This is a genomic window from Flavobacterium sp. CFBP9031, assembly GCF_034044945.1.
Lineage (GTDB): Bacteria > Bacteroidota > Bacteroidia > Flavobacteriales > Flavobacteriaceae > Flavobacterium.
The window spans coordinates 132513-150392 of record NZ_JAXCWF010000011.1 but is presented as its reverse complement, the minus strand read 5'-3'; the positions used below and the strand labels follow the sequence as shown (position 1 = coordinate 150392).

At 38.4% G+C, this 17880-nt stretch carries 11 protein-coding genes; 9 read left to right on the top strand and 2 right to left on the bottom strand.

Annotation, left to right across the window (positions count from 1 at the left end; translation table 11 throughout):
* Positions 1-980 precede the first annotated feature (980 nt).
* Positions 981-3173, top strand: a complete 2193-nt coding sequence (locus SOM12_RS18445; RefSeq protein WP_320494790.1) for an alpha-galactosidase — start codon at positions 981-983, stop codon at positions 3171-3173.
* Positions 3174-3826: 653 nt separating this feature from the next.
* On the opposite strand, the gene SOM12_RS18440 is transcribed toward SOM12_RS18445, so the two are convergent.
* Positions 3827-5350, bottom strand: coding sequence for a PAS domain-containing sensor histidine kinase (locus SOM12_RS18440; RefSeq protein ID WP_414655677.1), 1524 nt, complete (start codon positions 5348-5350; stop codon positions 3827-3829).
* A gap of 161 nt (positions 5351-5511) precedes the next feature.
* Between SOM12_RS18440 and SOM12_RS18435 the strand changes: the two genes are divergently transcribed.
* Positions 5512-6021, top strand: a complete 510-nt coding sequence (locus SOM12_RS18435) for a response regulator (protein ID WP_320494789.1) — start codon at positions 5512-5514, stop codon at positions 6019-6021.
* A gap of 147 nt (positions 6022-6168) precedes the next feature.
* The gene (locus tag SOM12_RS18430) at positions 6169-6360 is read left to right on the top strand and encodes a cold-shock protein (RefSeq protein ID WP_053471281.1); all 192 of its coding nucleotides are present in this window, start codon (positions 6169-6171) and stop codon (positions 6358-6360) included.
* Positions 6361-6549: 189 nt separating this feature from the next.
* Here SOM12_RS18430 and SOM12_RS18425 read toward each other — a convergent pair whose 3' ends face one another.
* On the bottom strand, positions 6550-8058 hold the full coding sequence (locus SOM12_RS18425; RefSeq protein ID WP_320494788.1) for a PAS domain-containing sensor histidine kinase: 1509 nt from the start codon (positions 8056-8058) through the stop codon (positions 6550-6552).
* Positions 8059-9532: 1474 nt separating this feature from the next.
* Here SOM12_RS18425 and SOM12_RS18420 point away from each other — a divergent pair.
* The 6 genes from SOM12_RS18420 (at position 9533) to SOM12_RS18395 (ending at position 17736) form a co-directional block, all read left to right on the top strand.
* Complete coding sequence (locus SOM12_RS18420) at positions 9533-9679, top strand: hypothetical protein (RefSeq protein ID WP_320494787.1); 147 nt, start codon at positions 9533-9535, stop codon at positions 9677-9679.
* Between the two features lie 487 nt (positions 9680-10166).
* The gene (locus tag SOM12_RS18415) at positions 10167-11072 is read left to right on the top strand and encodes a helix-turn-helix domain-containing protein (RefSeq protein WP_131494944.1); all 906 of its coding nucleotides are present in this window, start codon (positions 10167-10169) and stop codon (positions 11070-11072) included.
* 244 nt (positions 11073-11316) lie between these two features.
* On the top strand, positions 11317-12309 hold the full coding sequence (locus tag SOM12_RS18410) for an efflux RND transporter periplasmic adaptor subunit (protein WP_320494785.1): 993 nt from the start codon (positions 11317-11319) through the stop codon (positions 12307-12309).
* Positions 12310-12331: 22 nt separating this feature from the next.
* Positions 12332-15472 (top strand): efflux RND transporter permease subunit, encoded by a 3141-nt coding sequence (locus tag SOM12_RS18405; protein WP_320494784.1) that lies wholly within the window; start codon positions 12332-12334, stop codon positions 15470-15472.
* 76 nt (positions 15473-15548) lie between these two features.
* The gene (locus SOM12_RS18400) at positions 15549-16817 is read left to right on the top strand and encodes a TolC family protein (RefSeq protein ID WP_320494783.1); all 1269 of its coding nucleotides are present in this window, start codon (positions 15549-15551) and stop codon (positions 16815-16817) included.
* 85 nt (positions 16818-16902) lie between these two features.
* The gene (locus tag SOM12_RS18395; protein WP_053471287.1) at positions 16903-17736 is read left to right on the top strand and encodes a universal stress protein; all 834 of its coding nucleotides are present in this window, start codon (positions 16903-16905) and stop codon (positions 17734-17736) included.
* Positions 17737-17880 lie beyond the last annotated feature (144 nt).

The following is a 17880-nucleotide window of genomic DNA, read 5'->3' as shown; positions in this document are numbered from 1 at the left end:
TAAGCGCACGATCTGATGAACTTTATAACTTTCAATGGTAGAAAATCAAAGAGACATTTTTTCAAGATGATATCTGGATAGTATTTTTTTTAAATTGCAGAATCATTCCAAACTTTATATTTCGACCTTAGAAAAGGTCTTTTGCAAACTCTAAAAAGAAGTAAAATCCATAGCTTGATCGATGATATAGTGTTGAGCTGCAGATTTGAACTAAATTTCTTAGAGTTTGATTTTGCTGAGTTCTGGTTTTCAAAAACATCAAATGCCACGATTTTGCCACAAAAGTTAGTCTGGTGAATTATTTATAAAAAAACGCCTTAATTTTTTGGGGCAAAAAGGTATCCACTCCAACAAATTAGGCCTTAAAAGTTTTGAATCTGCAAAGAGAACTCTAAGCGAAATTGAAGTTGTGCATATGCTTAGAAAGAATCAAATGATTAGACTAGAGATATTTATTTTTAAATCATTCTGTAAATTGGCGAGGTAATTTTTAAATTAATTAATTCTTATATTGGATTCTGACAAATCCGACGTGAACCATATTATCCCCAATTAAATAGCTATTTAGACAAAACGGAAAGATTTTTAATCAAATTTAAAAGCTTTGTTTTGCATTCACTCATACCTTCGTTTTTTTTAAATGCCCCCTGATAAGAAAAAGTATAAGGATTAAATGATAAAATAGATAGTTCAAATGCAAGAAACAATAAATGAATATCAAGCTAAACCATAATTACTATTGTTCATTTAAAACTTAGAAATGAATTACAGTTGGCTTAGCTAGATTTTGATACTGTCTTGATTGCTGATGGTTATCACGATTTAACATTATGAATTTAATAGAAGAAATAAGTAGATCTAAATACTTTAGTTTTTTTTTATCCAGCTAAACAGCAAAAAAAATATTAACCGAGAGGCCATGGGAAAAGCTGATTTTAATATCAAAGTTCCCCAGCTTTTTAATTTAAAATCCACATATAATGCATTCTAAGTTTTTTAAAACCTGTTTTGTCGTGATGATACTTTTTACCAGCAAAGCTACCAGCCAGGAAATCATTACAGTATCCACTGAAAATACAGTTCTTGTACTGCAAACAGACAAAGACAGCTCTTTAATAACCACCTACCTTGGGAAAAAATTAAAAAATACAGATGAATATGCGGTCATCAACTCGCTGGATAAGTTTAAGGCAGGTAATGATGATTTGTTTAACAAGCGGGAAGCCTACGTAGCATCCGGCTCGCTTAACCTGATGGAGCCTGCCTTGTCTGTAACCCATAGCGATGGGAATAAATCCGTAGTGTTGCAGTATGTAAACCATGAAGTAAAAAAAATTGACGACAACCAGACATTGACTACTATTGTATTGAAAGATACGAGGTACAAATTCCAAGTCACATTATTTTACAAGGCCTATTATAAAGAAGATGTAATTGAACAATGGTCGGAAATAGAGCATAAGGAAAAGGGTAATGTTGTGTTGAATAAATATGCTTCTGCCAACCTTACGCTCCAGGGCAAAAAGTTTTTTCTTAAAAATCACTACAGTGGCTGGGGACGTGAGATGCTCTCAGAAGAACAGCAGCTATTGCATGGTATCCGCACACTCGATTCAAAGTTGGGCACACGCAGCAACCTATTGCATTCATCCTCCTTCATGATATCCATCGACAAGCCTGCGGGCGAAACAGAAGGTGAAGTAATTGCCGGTTCATTGGAATGGTGCGGTAACTTTAAAATTGATTTTGAAACCTTTGATGAATACTACTTGCGTGTAACAGCGGGCATCAATAATTTTTCATCAAACTACACATTAAAATCATCTGAGAAGTTCACTACACCACGTTTTGTGTACACTTATTCTGGCGAAGGTAAAGGCAGAGCCAGCCGTAATCTGCAACGCTGGGCCAGAAACTATCAATTGGCGCAAGGCAGCGGCCAACGCCAAACCATATTAAACAATTGGGAAACCACTTATTTTGATTTCAATGACGAAAAGCTGAGCGAACTCACTAAAGACACAAAGAAACTAGGGGTGGATGTTTTTCTGCTAGACGACGGATGGTTTGGTAATAAATATCCCCGTAACGGAGCTTCAACAGGGCTTGGTGACTGGCAGTATAATAAACAAAAACTCAAGAATGGTATCAGCTCTGTAGGCAAGGAAGCTACTGCGCATGGTGTAAAGTTTGGTATATGGATAGAACCCGAAATGGTGAATCCTAAAAGCGAATTGTATGAAAAAAATCCTAACTGGATCATCAGGCAACCAGGTATAAAAGAATTTTATATGCGTAACCAACTTGTGCTTGATCTTACTAATCCAGCGGTTCAGGATTTTGTATACAATACTGTAGAGCAATTGTTCAAAGAAGTGCCTGAATTGGCGTTCATCAAATGGGATTGTAATTCGCTTATCTATAATGCCCACTCACCATTTTTAAAAAACCAGGATCACTTTTATATTGAATATGTTCGTGGTTTAAACAAAGTATTGGAAAGAGTAAGGACCAAATATCCAAAAACACCCATGATGCTTTGTGCAGGCGGCGGCTCAAGAGTTGATTATGCTGCCCTGCAGTACTTCACAGAGTTTTGGCCAAGTGATAATACCAATCCGTTCGACAGAATATTTATGCAATGGGAATATTCGTGTTATTTTCCTTCTATTGCTGTGGACAATCATGTTACGGATATGGGTAAACAACCCATTAAGTTTAAAACAGATGTTGCCATGATGGGCAAGCTGGGTTTCGATATTCGGGTAAATGAATTAGATACTACGGATTTACTTTATGCACAAAATGCAGTGAAGCTGTATAATGGAATTAAAGATATCATCTGGCATGGTGATCAATATAGGCTGCAAAACCCGGATGAGGAAAAAGTAGCGTCGATGGCTTATGTAAAAGAGAATCAAGAGGAAGCAATTGTGTTCAACTATTATGTAGCCACTACATTCAATACCACAATTGGACTGCCTATTAAAATGCAGGGGCTCGATCCAAAAAAACAATACAGAATTGAAGAAGTAAATCTTTATCCCGGAATACAGTCACCCATTGACAGCTCCAAGATTTATTCAGGAGACTTGCTGATGAAGATTGGTTTTAATCCTGAAGCCAACGCTAGAAGAACCAGTGTAATCTTACGGGTGAAGGCTTTGAATTAAGTTGGTTTTTTAGTCATAAAATAAGCTGCGTGCTACAACTGATAATTTATCCAAACCAAGTGATTTGCATATAATATTATTGTTAGAGTTTAATATTATTTTTTGGGAGCTATTCCCGCTATTCGTTCCAATCTTTTGTGCTGAACCCCGGTACAAAAGGATTTCACTGCTATCGGGGCTAGGGCTGCTGGAGCAGCCCCGTCCTTTAGACCAATAAAAATAAGAAGGTTATATAAAAAATGGCGTCAATTGAAGACAATTGACGCCATTTGGCTGTAGTGACCTCGACTGGACAAATTTCTATAAATTTTATGGAAGATTTGAAGAGATTGGCTTACTGGATGTAGAGGCTGTCTTTAGGTGGCTTTTGTATTTTGGTTTGGATGTCCCGTTGGGGATTGTTGCCTTATTGTATCAATTTATTTAACGCTTAAGTCAAATACACATCCTGGTAATAATGGAGGTTAAAAAAAATACTTCAAAATTGTAATAATAAAAATCGAAGTGTAATATTTTTAACAAGAACAGATATATCTGGAAATAAAGCCAATAGTTTAGATCGCAACAATATTTCATTGTAATTGTATTCTATGAATCAATAGCTTTTCCTAGATACTTTCGGAAGTCTGTTTAAGAGGAAGGGTAACTATAAATTAGGCACCATTTTCTTTTTCTCCCTTAGCCATTATAGTTCCATTGTGCCTGCTCACTATCTTTTGGCAGAGTGCCAGGCCAATCCCGTTTCCCTCGTATTCATTCTTGGAATGAAGTCTTTCAAAAGCGGCAAATATTTTTTCTGCATCAATAGGATCCAGCCCGATACCATTGTCTCTGAAGGAAATTTCAACAGATTCAACCGAATCGATATTCTTTATAGCCGATGTAATAATAACTCGTGGAGACTGGTTGGTTTTTGTGAATTTGAGCGCATTTTGGATAAGATTGTAGAATAGCTGATGAATAAGAATAGGGGCTCCCTGGATTTCAGGAAGATCACTTACGATTAAAATGGCATTTTTTTCTTTTATTATAAGCTCCAGATCTGTTTTGATGTTCTCCAATAAATCGTTTAGGAAAATCTTTTCAACAGGCTGGGTGCTTTTGTCTATTGTAGAGTAGGCAAGGAGCCCTTCGATAATGCACTGCATACGATTTGCAGAATGGGCAATTTTATTTAAGTGCGTAACAGAGCGGTCCGGCAGCTGTTTTGCGATCTCATTTTTTAACATGTTATTGAAGATCTTAATTTTTCTCACCGGCTCCTGAAGATCATGGCTCACTACATTGGCAAAATGCAGCAGGTCATCATTAGATCGCCGCAGGTCCCGTGTACTTTCCTGAATCTTTCTTTTGAGTTCTGCTTCAATTTCTTTTTGATTATGTATATCCTGAACAATTCCTAGGATTGTTGAGGGATCACCCTTTTCATCTTTTATGATTTTTCCAAAAACCTTAACCCATTTCACCGAGTTGTCTTTTTGTATAATTCTGGCCTCATAGCAGACTACTCCGTTTTCAAGGGCCTCTTTATGGGCTTTTTCCTGAAGGAAGCGATCATCCGGGTGCAGTTTTGATGCCAGTGACTGTACAGTAATTTCAGAGTCGATCGACCATAGTTTTTTAAAATTATCAGAAGTTTTGATCCTGTTTGTTATAATGTCGATTTCATAGCTTCCCATGCCACAGGCTTCTATTGCCATGCTTAGCATTTCATCGGAATTCACTATTTGACTTGTGGCTTCATGTAATTTAGTGACTTCTGTGCAGGTATGTACCACGCCGTAAACAACTCCTTTTTCATTGCGAAGTGGGGTGAAATTATAGTTAAAAAAAAGTGGTGTCCATACTTCATTTATAAGGACATCAATTTTTTTGTCATTGGACTGAAAAGATATTCCCGTTTTCATTACCGTAAGAATTTGTTCGCTAATCGAATCTTTGTAAAAATCCGCAATGATATCGGTAAACTTTTTGCTAATCACGTGCTCCCCTTGATTCCATAAAGTAAGCATGGCGGTATTTGCAAAAGAAATTAGTAAATCGTCACCACAATAAACTGCAGTGGGTATTGGAGTATGTTGTAGTATATCTTGTAGAAAATTATATTGGTCTGCACATTTATTGGCTTTATGGTTGATACTAAGGTAGTGCGGTGCCCGGCAAGTTATGTTATACAATTTAAGAATAATGATTGTACAACTCCAATATAATTAATGCCCCAGCGGTTATGTTCTGTGAAGGCTAAATCAAAAAATCCCTATATTTTAATATAACTGCTTGTTGAAATTTTTATTAAGCATTTATATAGTACTTTTGGTGATTGTAAAACCGCTTCAATATGACAAGTCCTAAAAATTCTGCCCTAACTTCTGATGATCTGGAAGAAAAAGAGCCGGTAAAAATTATATTGGCCGAGGATGACAAGGATGATAAGGAATTTTTTTTGGAAGCTCTTGATGCAGCAAATATCTCTTCTGAAGTAACTACGGTAGAGAACGGAGAGCAATTATTGAGCACCCTGAGAGATCCGGATGAACCAAATCCTGATATTGTTTTTATAGATATCAATATGCCAGTTAAAGGAGGCAAGGAGGCGCTGGCAGAAATAAAGAGTGATCAAAAGCTAAAGGATATCCCAGCGGTTATGCTTTCGACTTCAAGTCACCCCAATGATATTGAAGAGACTTTCAGCAAAGGGGCAAACCTATATGTGCAGAAACCAAGTTCTTTTACCGGCTTTATTTTGATTCTGAAAAAAGTATTCCTACTGCACTGGACAAAAGTTTTGATAAATCCGGTTAAAAATATATTTTTTGTTTCTGAAAAGAATATTTCCCATAAGGACTAGATAATAGTATTTCTCATTGCGTATTGTAATTATAATACACTTTTATCCTTATTTTTGGGATGCAGAAATAATAGTATAGAATAAAAATCCCAATTTCAGCCAGTTCTAATTTTAATAGGGTACCTTTGGATAATTAAATACATTAAAATGCAAGAAGGTACAGTAAAATTTTTCAATGAAGAAAAAGGGTTCGGATTCATAACTCCTAGCAATGGAGGAAACGAAGTTTTTGTTCATGTTTCAGGTCTATCAGAAAACATTCGTCAAGACGATGAAGTTCGATATGACATTGAAGAAGGCCGCAGAGGTCCAAACGCAGTAAACGTAGTGATAGCATAATATACTATAACAGTTAGCTTATAAAAGGCATCTGCACCCCGCAGATGCCTTTTTTTGTTTTATGGATGTGGTATATTATTAGGATTTATTTTTTAGGAACTCTCCCCGCTGTAAAAGGAAAATTAAAAAACAGAATGTGATTTTTTTCAAAGGATCCATTTTAGTACAAATCTCCTGTATATTTAAATTTTAAATATTAGCTTTGGTCTGTTTCAGAGGTAGTGTAACTGTAAATTCAGCGCCATTATCCTTCTCGCCCGTGGCCGTTATGGTGCCGTTGTGCCTTTTGGCTATTTTTCTGCAAAGTGCTAGTCCCAGACCATTTCCTTCATATTGGTCTTTGGAATTTAATCTCTCAAAGGCTGTGAAAATCCTTTCGGCAAATGCAGGATCCATACCTATTCCATTGTCCTTGATGGTAATTTGCACTGCATCCTCGCCGTTAATAGTGACCAAGGCACTGGTAATAATAACACGCGGAGGCTGGTCTGCTTTGGAGAACTTAAGCGCATTTTCTATCAGGTTATAAAATAGCTGGGTAATGAGAATCGGTGCACCTTGAATTTCAGGGAGCACTGTTGCATTGAGTATGGCGCCTTTCTCCTTGATGATGAGCTCCAGGTCGGTTTTTATGTTTTCGATAACTTCCGACAGGTCAATATCCTCAATAGACTGCTGGGATTTATCGATTGTTGAGTAGCTTAAAATGCCCTCTATGATATTGTTCATCCTTAGCGCTGACTGGTCAATCTTGGTAAGGTATTTTTTGCAGCTCTCATTAAAAACAGTGTCTTTTTCATTTCGAAGCAGGGTATTGAAAATTTTAATTTTTCTGACCGGTTCCCGCAGATCATGGCTCACTACGTTGGCAAAATGCAGCAGATCGTCATTGGATCTTCTGAGCTCCTCGGTACTTTGGGCGACCTGTCTTTTGAGTTCATCCTCAAATTCCCGATGTTCATGGATATCCTGGATAATGCCTATAATGGCCGTATCATTGCCATTCTCATCTTTGATGACCCTGCCGTTAATTTTAATCCAGCGGGAGGTCTTATCCTTGCTTATAATCCTGCTCTCATAAGATACGATCCCTGTACTCAGGGCATCTTGATGTGCTTGTTCGCGTAGGGGTAAATCTGCTGGATGTAGTTTTGCAATTAGCTGCTCATTAGATACTTCCCCCTCAACGCCGACTATGGTGTTGAAATTCCCACATGTCTTTACTTTTCTGGTGGCAAGATCAATTTCATACGTTCCCATGCCCGAGGAGTCTATTGCAATGCGGAGCCTCTCCTGAGCGCTTTGCAGCTGCAGTTTTGCCAGGTGTATATCGGTCACGTCGGCCCCGGTGTTCATTACTCCGTAGATATGGCCATTGCTGTCAGCAAGAGGAATAAAGCTGTAGTTGAAATAGTGTGTTTTAAGTACCCCGTCGATCACAAGGTCTACTTTTTTATCCTTGGCATGAAAGGGTATGCCGGTTTTAAGCGCTGTTGTGGCCTGCTGGAAAAAATCTTCTTTTTTGACCTCCGGAAGTACCTCAAGGTAGTTTTTTCCCAGTACCTGATCGCCTTTTCCCCAGGCTTTGATCATCGCGGTATTAGCCAGTTCTATTTTAAGCTCATCCCCCGAATATACGGCAATTGGCAAAGGGGTATTGTCAACGATATCTTTTAAGAGACTCATATGTCGGTACATGGCAATCGGTTTTTGGTGGTTACGAAGCTAGCGTGTTATTTGGGATTACTATTATAGAAAATCGGAAAAGTTTTGTACAATTACAACATAGGATTTTTTTGTTGCACTCCATAGAATTTGCTGTCGCTGTATTGCTAAGTTATTAAAAAGCAAATAATTTGTTTAACTTTATTTTGGAAAAAATAAACAAAATCAATCTGTTTAACATCCGGATTACTTTTTATAAATAAATTTAGAATATCGCGCTTGTTTTTTAGTAATCAATATCCGATACAATGAGTAATAGAATGTATTTGGACTATTGCCGCTGTATTCTGGTGTTGTATTTTATCTGGAGAAAATAGTACAGCCATTTTTAATGGGTTGTATAGCTATGATTGACCGATTGGAGCAGCATGTTACTGAATCTTTAATTTATTCTGGTGATTGCATGTTTTTTAATTTTCCCTGACAGCATGGTAACACTTTGATGTAATTGATGCCATTTAAGAAAAAAACCGTTGAAGGGTATTTGATATAATGAAATGGAAAACCCGCCACATACAGTTATGTACATGGCGGGGCGTCCATAAACATAATCTTCCATTTTATGTTTACTTATAATTTTCGTATTCAAAGGTGACCTTTAATAAAGGGATCTTCTTATAGCTTTGATGCTGGTAATTGTATAATACGCATCTGTACTTTCCTGAATTTATAATTTTAAAGAGACTTGAGCGATTAAATAGGTCGAAAATAAAATGATGACTGATTACAAAAAGACACCTGGTGAATCACCTGCGCCTTTATTTTTTTTTATGCTCATCCGTTTATTTTCTCCTTATGGTACTCCCGGAGCCATTTTTCCATTTTCTGCAGTAATTGGATTTCATCTGGATCGCCTAAGGGGTCGGAAAGTCCTGTTATGGTCCTTTGGTAATTGAATTTTTTATTCTCAAAGCAGCAGGTGAATTTTGGGAACTCGTTGTGGGATACCAGCCATTGGTTGCCATCTGCATTTTTTATTTAAAACTTCTTCATTTCTTGTAATCTCCTTTACAGGGGCAGGCCCTGATATGCTCTTGCTGTTATGCGCTTTTTTTGCTGCTGGATTGTAACGGGTAAAAGTAGGGGATTATTGCCCTTATGATGTTATATACTTTACAGGCGGGGTGTTTAATATTATTTTTAGGTTTATTATTGTTTTCTAGGAGCTTTTCCCGCTATGCGTTCCAATCTTTTGTGCCGAAACCCGGCACAAAAGGATTTCCACTGCTATCGGGGCTAAGGGCTGCGGGCCCTATTTTTGCATTTGGAAAAATGTAAATTTGAATTAAATTGTTGAATTTGTAATTTACAGAAGTTTCAAAAATTGAAAGATCTTGACGGCTATAGAAACAGCACTCGATGAACAGCCTAACAAAGGGCCGTTCCTTTTTTACTTATGCTTAATAATATCCTTTTTAGGCTTATCAAACAAGAGATAACGTACTGATTGAGTAATATAAAAATTGAAGGATGTAATATAAAAAATGGCGTCAATTGTCTTCAATTGACGCCATTTGGCTTGTATGTGACAGGAACAGGACAAATTTCAACATCATTTATGGATGATTTGAAGAAATTGGCTTACTACATGTAGCGTCTGTCTTTCATTGGCTTTGTAAATTTGGTTTAGACGTCCTGTTGGGGATTGATGCAAAAAAATATAAAAACTCAATTGGTTTATGGCGGTAAACTAATATACAACTCTACAAATATTATTCGTCTTTGCTTTTTTTGCGAGAAAAAAGATTAAGTCAGAAATAAGCCAATTTCTTGCATGAATTGAACAAGAAGTCAATAGAGCAATCCGTTAAGCTAAAATGCAGTTTAAAAGTAAAAAAAAATAACTTGAGTTCCAGATTTGTTGCATAAAGCTCTAGCATTTATATAGAATGGAACTTGAAGCTTTGAAAAAAATGTACTGTGCCTTTTAATTACCATACATATTAATCAAGCGAAACACCTGTAAAATTCACTTTAATTTTTTGCAGCAAAAAAACATCAACTCCAAATGCTGGATTTTAAAAAATTGCCTTAAGTTTAAAAGTTAATATTTTAACTTTGCTTTGTCATAATTAATAAAAGTGGGCAGATATACAGAAATTCGAAATTACAGCCTGCGGGATATTATTAATATGCTGGGGGAAGAAGCAGCACACGGAACAGAGTTTCATGTGCATTACAATAAAGAGGTTATTGAAGGAAATCCATTTCCTTTTCCTTTTAGAAGCTGCAATACCGCTGTATTGCTCATGCTGGAAGGAAGGATAAAAGTACAGATTGATTTGCAGACCTATATTGTTGGTCCAATGGATACGATGGTACTATCGTCACAGTCGATGATACATATTTTGGAAATTATAGAACCTGTTCAGAATATAGGTTGTGTATTTACGGACGAATTTGCTATGACCAATATGCTTAATTATGAGGATATAAGACTTTTTAGATTAACAGAGCTTAACCAAACCCCAATATTATCACTTACAGAAGATCAGTATAGTATTATTTTCGATATCATGACAAAAATGTATACACTGAATTTGTCACAATCAGAACATAATCTCTATAAGAAGGCAAAAATATTTCACTATTTCAATCTGCTGGCGCTTGAAATGATGGAAATGCACCGAAGCGGAGTAAATCAGGCCGATTTGAAAACCAATAGAAAGAAAGAGATCATTCATGAGTTTTTATCCCTGCTTTCGATTCATGTTCGCAATAATAGAAATGTCAAGTTTTATGCCGATAAACTATTTATAACTGCTGGGCATTTGTCTAAACTAACCAAAGAGGTTACGGGAAACACTTCGCGCGAAATTATTGAGGAAGCAGTAGTCATGGAGGCGCGAAACCTGCTGATGGAAACCTCTCATTCGCTGGCAGAAATTGCTGAAATACTTCATTTCAGTGATCAGTCTTTTTTCGGGAAATTCTTTAAGAAGAAAATGAAAGTTACCCCAAAATCATTTCGCGACAAATACAAATAGCCTTTAAATTTTTGCGATATTTTTCTTTAAAAACGACCTCTCTTATGCAAGTGAGGCGAAACTCTATTGTCTAAAATAACGGTTTTAGACCAAAAACGGCTCGGAACAGACCTTTTGTAGACTAAACATTCTATGGAGATTTGCACCATCAGTTGGAATAACTGCATGGACTTTTATTAATCAATATAAAAAAGCAAATTATATGGTAATGTTTAAGAGGAATATCTTATCTATTCTGAGTATTATGTTATTAAGTGCCGGATGCGGTAAAAAGGAAACAAACCAAAACCAGACAGTTGAACCTGTAAAAGTAAGTGTTAGGGAAATTGAACTGTCATCTCAGGCAGAAGTTTTGGATTACAGCGGCACTATTGAAGCAGACAATACTGTTTCTATCGGCTTTAGCATTCCGGGAAGGGTGACTGCTGTTCTGGTACAGGAGGGAGAGCGTGTTGTGAAAGGACAGCTTCTGGCATCAATAGAGCAGAATGCCTATCAGAACAATCTTATCGTCGCAAATGCAGCCTTGGAACAGGCCCAGGATAATTTCAACCGTCTCGATCAGCTCTATAAAAAAGGAAGCCTTCCCGAACGAGATTATATTTCTGGAAAAACCGGTCTGGCACAAGCAAAAGCCAATAAAGAAACGGCATCAAAAAACATGCACGATACCAAATTGTATGCTTCTTTCTCAGGAATCGTAACCCATAAACTCACCGAGGCAGGTGCCAGCGCAGCGCCTGGAATTCCAGCTTTTACCATTGTAAAAACAGACAAAGTATATGCTGTGGCAGCTATTAATGAAAATGAAATCACTTCATTGAAAATAGGTGCAGACGCCAATATTACAATTCCATCCCTGAATAGGGAAATCAAAGGAAAAATCACCATAATAAATCCGCAGGGCGATGATCTTTCGAAAACTTACACCGTTAAGGTGCGTCTGGAGAATGTCAATGGACAGCTGCTTCCTGGAATGATTGCCGATATCAGCATCAACTCCGGACAGATTCAAAATACAATAATTATTCCTGCGCAAGCCCTAGTGCGAGATCCAGATAATATAAACTACGTGTATATCGCCAAAGAAGGAAATACTGCTTTTAAAAAGAGAGTCAATATATCTAAAATAACCGGAACGAATGATGTTGTGGTAAAAGAAGGACTTCAGGCGGGCGACAAAATCATTGTAAACGGACAAACCAACTTAATAGACGGTACGCCTGTCAAATTCTAATTTTCTAAAATTCAATTAAAAGATGACAAAGCGAAAAATACACTTTTTAGAAGCCGCAATGAAGCACAAGCAGGTTGTCATTGTACTGGTTGTCCTGCTGATGCTGATGGGAATCAATTCCTTAGTGAACATGCCCCGAAGCGAAAACCCTAGAATTGATATGCCTACAGCTCTGGTATATGCTATTTATCCAGGTGCTGATGAACATCAGGTACAAGAAGAAGTGGCAAAGAAAATAGAACAGTACTTATTCTCATTTGAAGAAATCAAAAAGAAGAAAGTAAAGTCAGAAGTTCGTGAAGGACAGGTTTTTATTACCACCGAAATTTACACAAATGTAAAAGACAGAAAGAAATTCTGGCATACTCTGCAACTGGATATGGATGCCAATTTGCGTTCAAAATTGCCTCAGGGTGTTATAGGGCCCTTTATCAACAGTAATTTTGCCGATGTTACGGCAATGATTATTTCTGTATCGTCAAAAGAGCGTTCGTATGCTGAGATCGAAAAATACCTTGACAAACTCGAAGACGGGTTAAAAGTCATTCCGATGGTTTCTAAGATAAATCGTTCGGGGGGGCAAAGACAGCAGATCTATATTAAAATAAACGATAAAAAACTTCAGCAGTATGGCTTGGATGCCGGCGTTTTAATGGGGATCCTGCAACAGCAGAATATTACAGGCTATACTGGAGAAGTATCAGTAGGATCTAATAATATTGTGCCTATTTATGCCAACAGCCGTTACAAGGATGAAAATGATATTGCCAGCCAGATTGTCTACACGACACCATCTGGAACAATTGTCCGTTTAAAAGATGTGGCTGAGATTGAACGCCGTTTCGAAGAAAAATCATCATTTGTACGTGTAGGGGAAGACAAAGCTATGGTCTTGTCTGTCGATATGCTTCCGGGGAACAATATTGTAGCATTTGGTGAAGAAGTTGAAGCAAAAATTGCGGCTATCCAAAAAACATTTCCTCCGGATATTAAAATGAAAACCATTGTGAACCAGCCAAAAGATGTGGAGCACAGTATCAGTCATTTTATGAAAGAATTTGGTCTGGCAATCGGATCGGTGCTTTTGGTGGTCATGCTTTTACTGCCTTTTCGTATAGCAGTAGTGGCTTCCGCGGCAGCTCCGATTTCTATGCTGATTACTTTTGCCTTTATGAGCATGTTCGGGGTGGAGCTTCATCAGGTAACACTGGCCGCTCTTATTATTGTACTAGGAATGGTAGTCGATAATGCCATTGTGGTGGTCGACAATTATATCGAGAAACTCGACGAAGGCGTAGAGCCTTGGACAGGTGCCTGGCAGGCTGCCAAACAATTGATGGTTCCAATATTTACGGCAACACTCGCCATTATATTCGCATTTTTGCCGCTGGCCATTTTTATGGACGGAATTGCTAAGGATTTTATGTTTTATCTTCCGGTAACTGTTGCCATAGCTCTTATTGTTTCCATGCTTATTGCGCTTCTTTTTACCCCGTACACTTGTTATGTGTTTATAAAGAAAGGATTAAAACACAAAATAAGCGACAGACCCATAAAGAAAAACCTGCTGGATCACCTTCAGTCCGCTTTTGATAAAGGAGTAGAAGCAGCTTTTAGAAATCCTAAAACAACTATGGGATTGGGATTGCTTTCTGTTGTTGCAGCTCTCTTTATTGCTACAAAAGTCGATTCTGAATTTTTCCCTTTAAGTGAGCGCAATCAGTTTAATATGGAAGTCTGGATGCCAAACGGCACGTCTTTGGAGAAAACCGAAGCGAAAGTAAAAGAATTGGAAAATATCCTAAAACAAGACAAACGGGTTGTTGACGTAACGAGTTTCATAGGAATGAGTTCACCTCGTTTTCATACGTCATACGCACCGGAAACTCCAAGAAAGCAATTTGCGCAGGTATTTATTACAACAACCGACATTGATGCAACAAATGAAATGGCCAAAGAGTATCTGGACAAGCTAAAAGGTTTTATGCAGGACGGAGCGGTTAAAATCAAACAGCTGAGTTTTCAAGAGGGTGCTCCGATTGATATCAGGGTGGTAAGCGAAAATGAAGCCGATCAGAAACGTACAGCTATAGAAGTCAAAAAAATTCTGGAAAAAGCTGAGGGGGTCAACTATGTCCGATTGAGCAGCGAGTACGATTATATGGGGGTCAAACTCAATATAGATAATGCGAAAGCAAGCCGCTTAGGTATAAGCACACAAGCCATTACGCAGACTTTAGGAGCCGGTTTAAAAGGATATTCTATTTCCACCTTATGGGAAGGAGATAAGACGGTAGACATTTTCCTTCGTTATGACGAAGACAGCCGTAAAGATCTCGTTGCCTTGCAGAATCTTCACATTACAACACGTTACGGGAAGAAAGTGCCGCTTAAAGCTGTAGCAACTCTAGATCCTGAATGGCACACCGGAATGCTACTGAGAAGAAACGGATTAAAGATGCTGAGTGTATATTCAGAGGCGCAGCTGGGTAAAAAACCCTCGCGTATTCTTCAAGAAGTAAAGCCGGAAATAGATGCTCTTAAACTTCCTGCCGGAACTACTATTCAATACGGAGGAGACGCTGAATCAAGCGGGGAGAATGCGCCAAGTATGGGAATATCTTTAGGAGTCAGCCTTATTTTGATTTTCCTGACACTTTTGTTTCAGTTCAAAAGTCTTGGAAAGGCGCTTATCGTATTGTGCACCTTTTTACTGAGTCTTTTTGGAGCCTTCCTAGGACTTCTTGTAACAGGTAATCCACTTGGGATGACTGGGTTTATGGGAATCATAAGTTTGATAGGCATCGTGGTGCGAAACGGAATCATACTGGTCGATTATGCAGATGAGCTTATCAGAGATCATGGATACAAACACAAAGCTGCTGCAATTGCCGCTGCTAAACGCAGAATGAGACCTATCTTCCTGACTTCTGCCGCTGCCGCAGTCGGCGTAGTGCCTATGATTATAGGTAAATCGCCTATGTGGGGTCCGCTGGGAAGCGTGCTAGCTTTTGGTTTGATCTTTTCGATGATCCTAACCCTTTTTGTGGTGCCTGTCATGTACTATAAGTTACTGAAGAACCCTATAATCGAAGATGAAGCGCCTCAAGAGCAGCCTGATGGAGAAGAGGATGTACTGTATAAGCCGGTTCACCAGCATTGATAAATAATAATAATTCTTCAAACCTCCTGTCGATTTGTAATAAAATTTCGGCAGGATTGTTTAAAAATGAATTGACATGAAAAGTAAACAAAACACTATATATTTTTTGTTCCTGATTTTTTTCTCAGGAATTGTTCACGGGCAGCAGACTGTCTCTCTGGATCAGATCAGAAGCATGGCTTTGGAAAACAACAAAAAACTCAAGAAGGCTCGAAGCAGCATTAGTGCAGCCAAAGCGGCCAATCAGGCGGCCAATGCAGCGACAAAACCCACCGTAGAGGCAAGCGTTTTCGGGCTCTATCTCTCGGATCCTTTCAGGACCTTACTGCCGGAATACAGTGCTAATGGATCTGTAGCCGTGACCCAGGTTGTCTATGCAGGAAACAAAATCCAGACGGCAAAAAAAATGACAAGTTCATTGGTTGACCTGCAGAGCGCCCAGAAAAATTTAACCGAAGACGAGGTGCTGCTGAACGCTGAAACTGCGTATTGGCAGGCTGTCAACCTAAAGGAAAAAGTAGTTCTGGCAGAAAAATACCTAAGCCTTTTAGGCGAATTGAAAAAAGACCTTGAGAACTCTTTTAATGCAGGTTTGATCTATAAAAATGATCTGCTTAAAGTGGAAGTGCAGCAAAACGAAGCGATCCTTAACCTGACAAAAGCTAAAGACGGTTTAACGATAACCAAACTGGCTCTGTCTCAGATTACAGGTTTAAGTGCAGCTCAATACGATGTAGCAGGCAATTTTTCAGATGATATGCGGCTGATAAGCAAAGCCGATGTTGCGTCGGCTGTAAATAACCGTCCTGAGATCTATGCGCTCAGCAAGTCAGTCGAGGTCAACGAGTACCAGGCCAAGTTACTGGAAGGAGACCAAAAACCCACTGTTGCCTTAAGTGCAAACGGCCTGGCATCTTACGGTAAAAAGATTAATTTTTCTGACGGGAGCGATGATATGAAGGCATTTGTGGGACTGGTAACAGTTTCTGTTCCTATTCTGGATTGGGGAGCGAGGAAACAGAAGGTAAAAGAACAGCATTTTGCAACCGAAGCGCAAAAGTTGGAACTTGAGGAAACAAAAGAACTTTTGAGCATTGAGGTTCAGAACGCATGGCTGATGCTTAATCAGGCTGCAACACAAATAGATCTGAATAAAAAGTCACTAAAACAGGCTGAGGAAAATCTTCGTTTAAATCAGGATCGTTTTGATGCCGGAACCGTTCTGGGAGAAGACGTTTTGGAAGCCCAGGTGCTTTGGCAGAAAGCCTACGCTGATCTTATCGATGCAAAGGCAGGATACAAAATCAGCGAAGCCAAATACAAAAAAGCAATTGGCGAATACTAAATAATTTTATAAGCAGAAGCATTTTCTCTTCTGCTTATAATCAAAATATCTGATGGCTTGCAAAAGCATCTAAAAACATACAACTATGATCACACCGCTAACCATCATCGCTGCTACAAATTATTCCGATACAGCCAGAAATGCCGTTACCTATGCGGCAGGAATTGCCCAAGCCGCAAATGCGAAACTTGTTCTATTTAACTCTTTTAGCTTAAATGTGCACAGCGCAAATGCGCTTATCAGCGCAGAAGAAATGCAGAAAGAATTAGACAGGGCTATTTTAAGACTGGAAACCCTGGGTAAAGAAATAGCCCATTTGTTTAAAATTGAAGTCCAATGCTGCTGCAGCTATTCCTTTCTGAAAGACGAACTGGCAGCTGTACTTGAAAGCACAGGTGCTGAATTGGTTGTAATGGGTATGGCAGAACGTTCTTTTGAGCAGGATCTGCAGGGCAACACCACAACATCAGTCATTAAAAATATTGATATCCCTGTTTTGGCAGTGCCTCTCAATGCCCGATTTAAAAAATTAAGAAAAGTATTATATGCCTGTGATACGCTGAGTTTTTCGGCCGCTAGGAGATTCAGCTGGATTATCAAGGTAATAGGAAATCCTGATATTGAGATTGAACTTTTCAGTGTCGAGGAAAGTGTTGCTGAAATAAGGAAACGGGATGAGGCAGCAGTAAGGGATGGCACACTGGGAAAAGAGTTTGAGGATGTGAAGTACATTTACAAGACAGTGCGGTCAAATGCCGTTATTAATGAAATAGAAAAAGAAATAAAGCGCTATCAGGCAGATATACTGGTCATGGTGCCCAAAAAATATGGTTTTTGGGATTCTCTGGTCCACAAAAGCAAAACAAGAATAATGGCATCGGGTTTAGATGTCCCTTTATTGTCATTTCCGCAGTATTAAAAAGCGGGGGTGTTTAAAACGGTTATAACCAATGGGCTAGTATTCCATCGTACTTGCTTATTATTCAGGAGGCAATTTCGCTGCCTTTATTTATGATTACTACTTTATCGAAAATATCAAGAAAAACTTCATTAAATAAATATG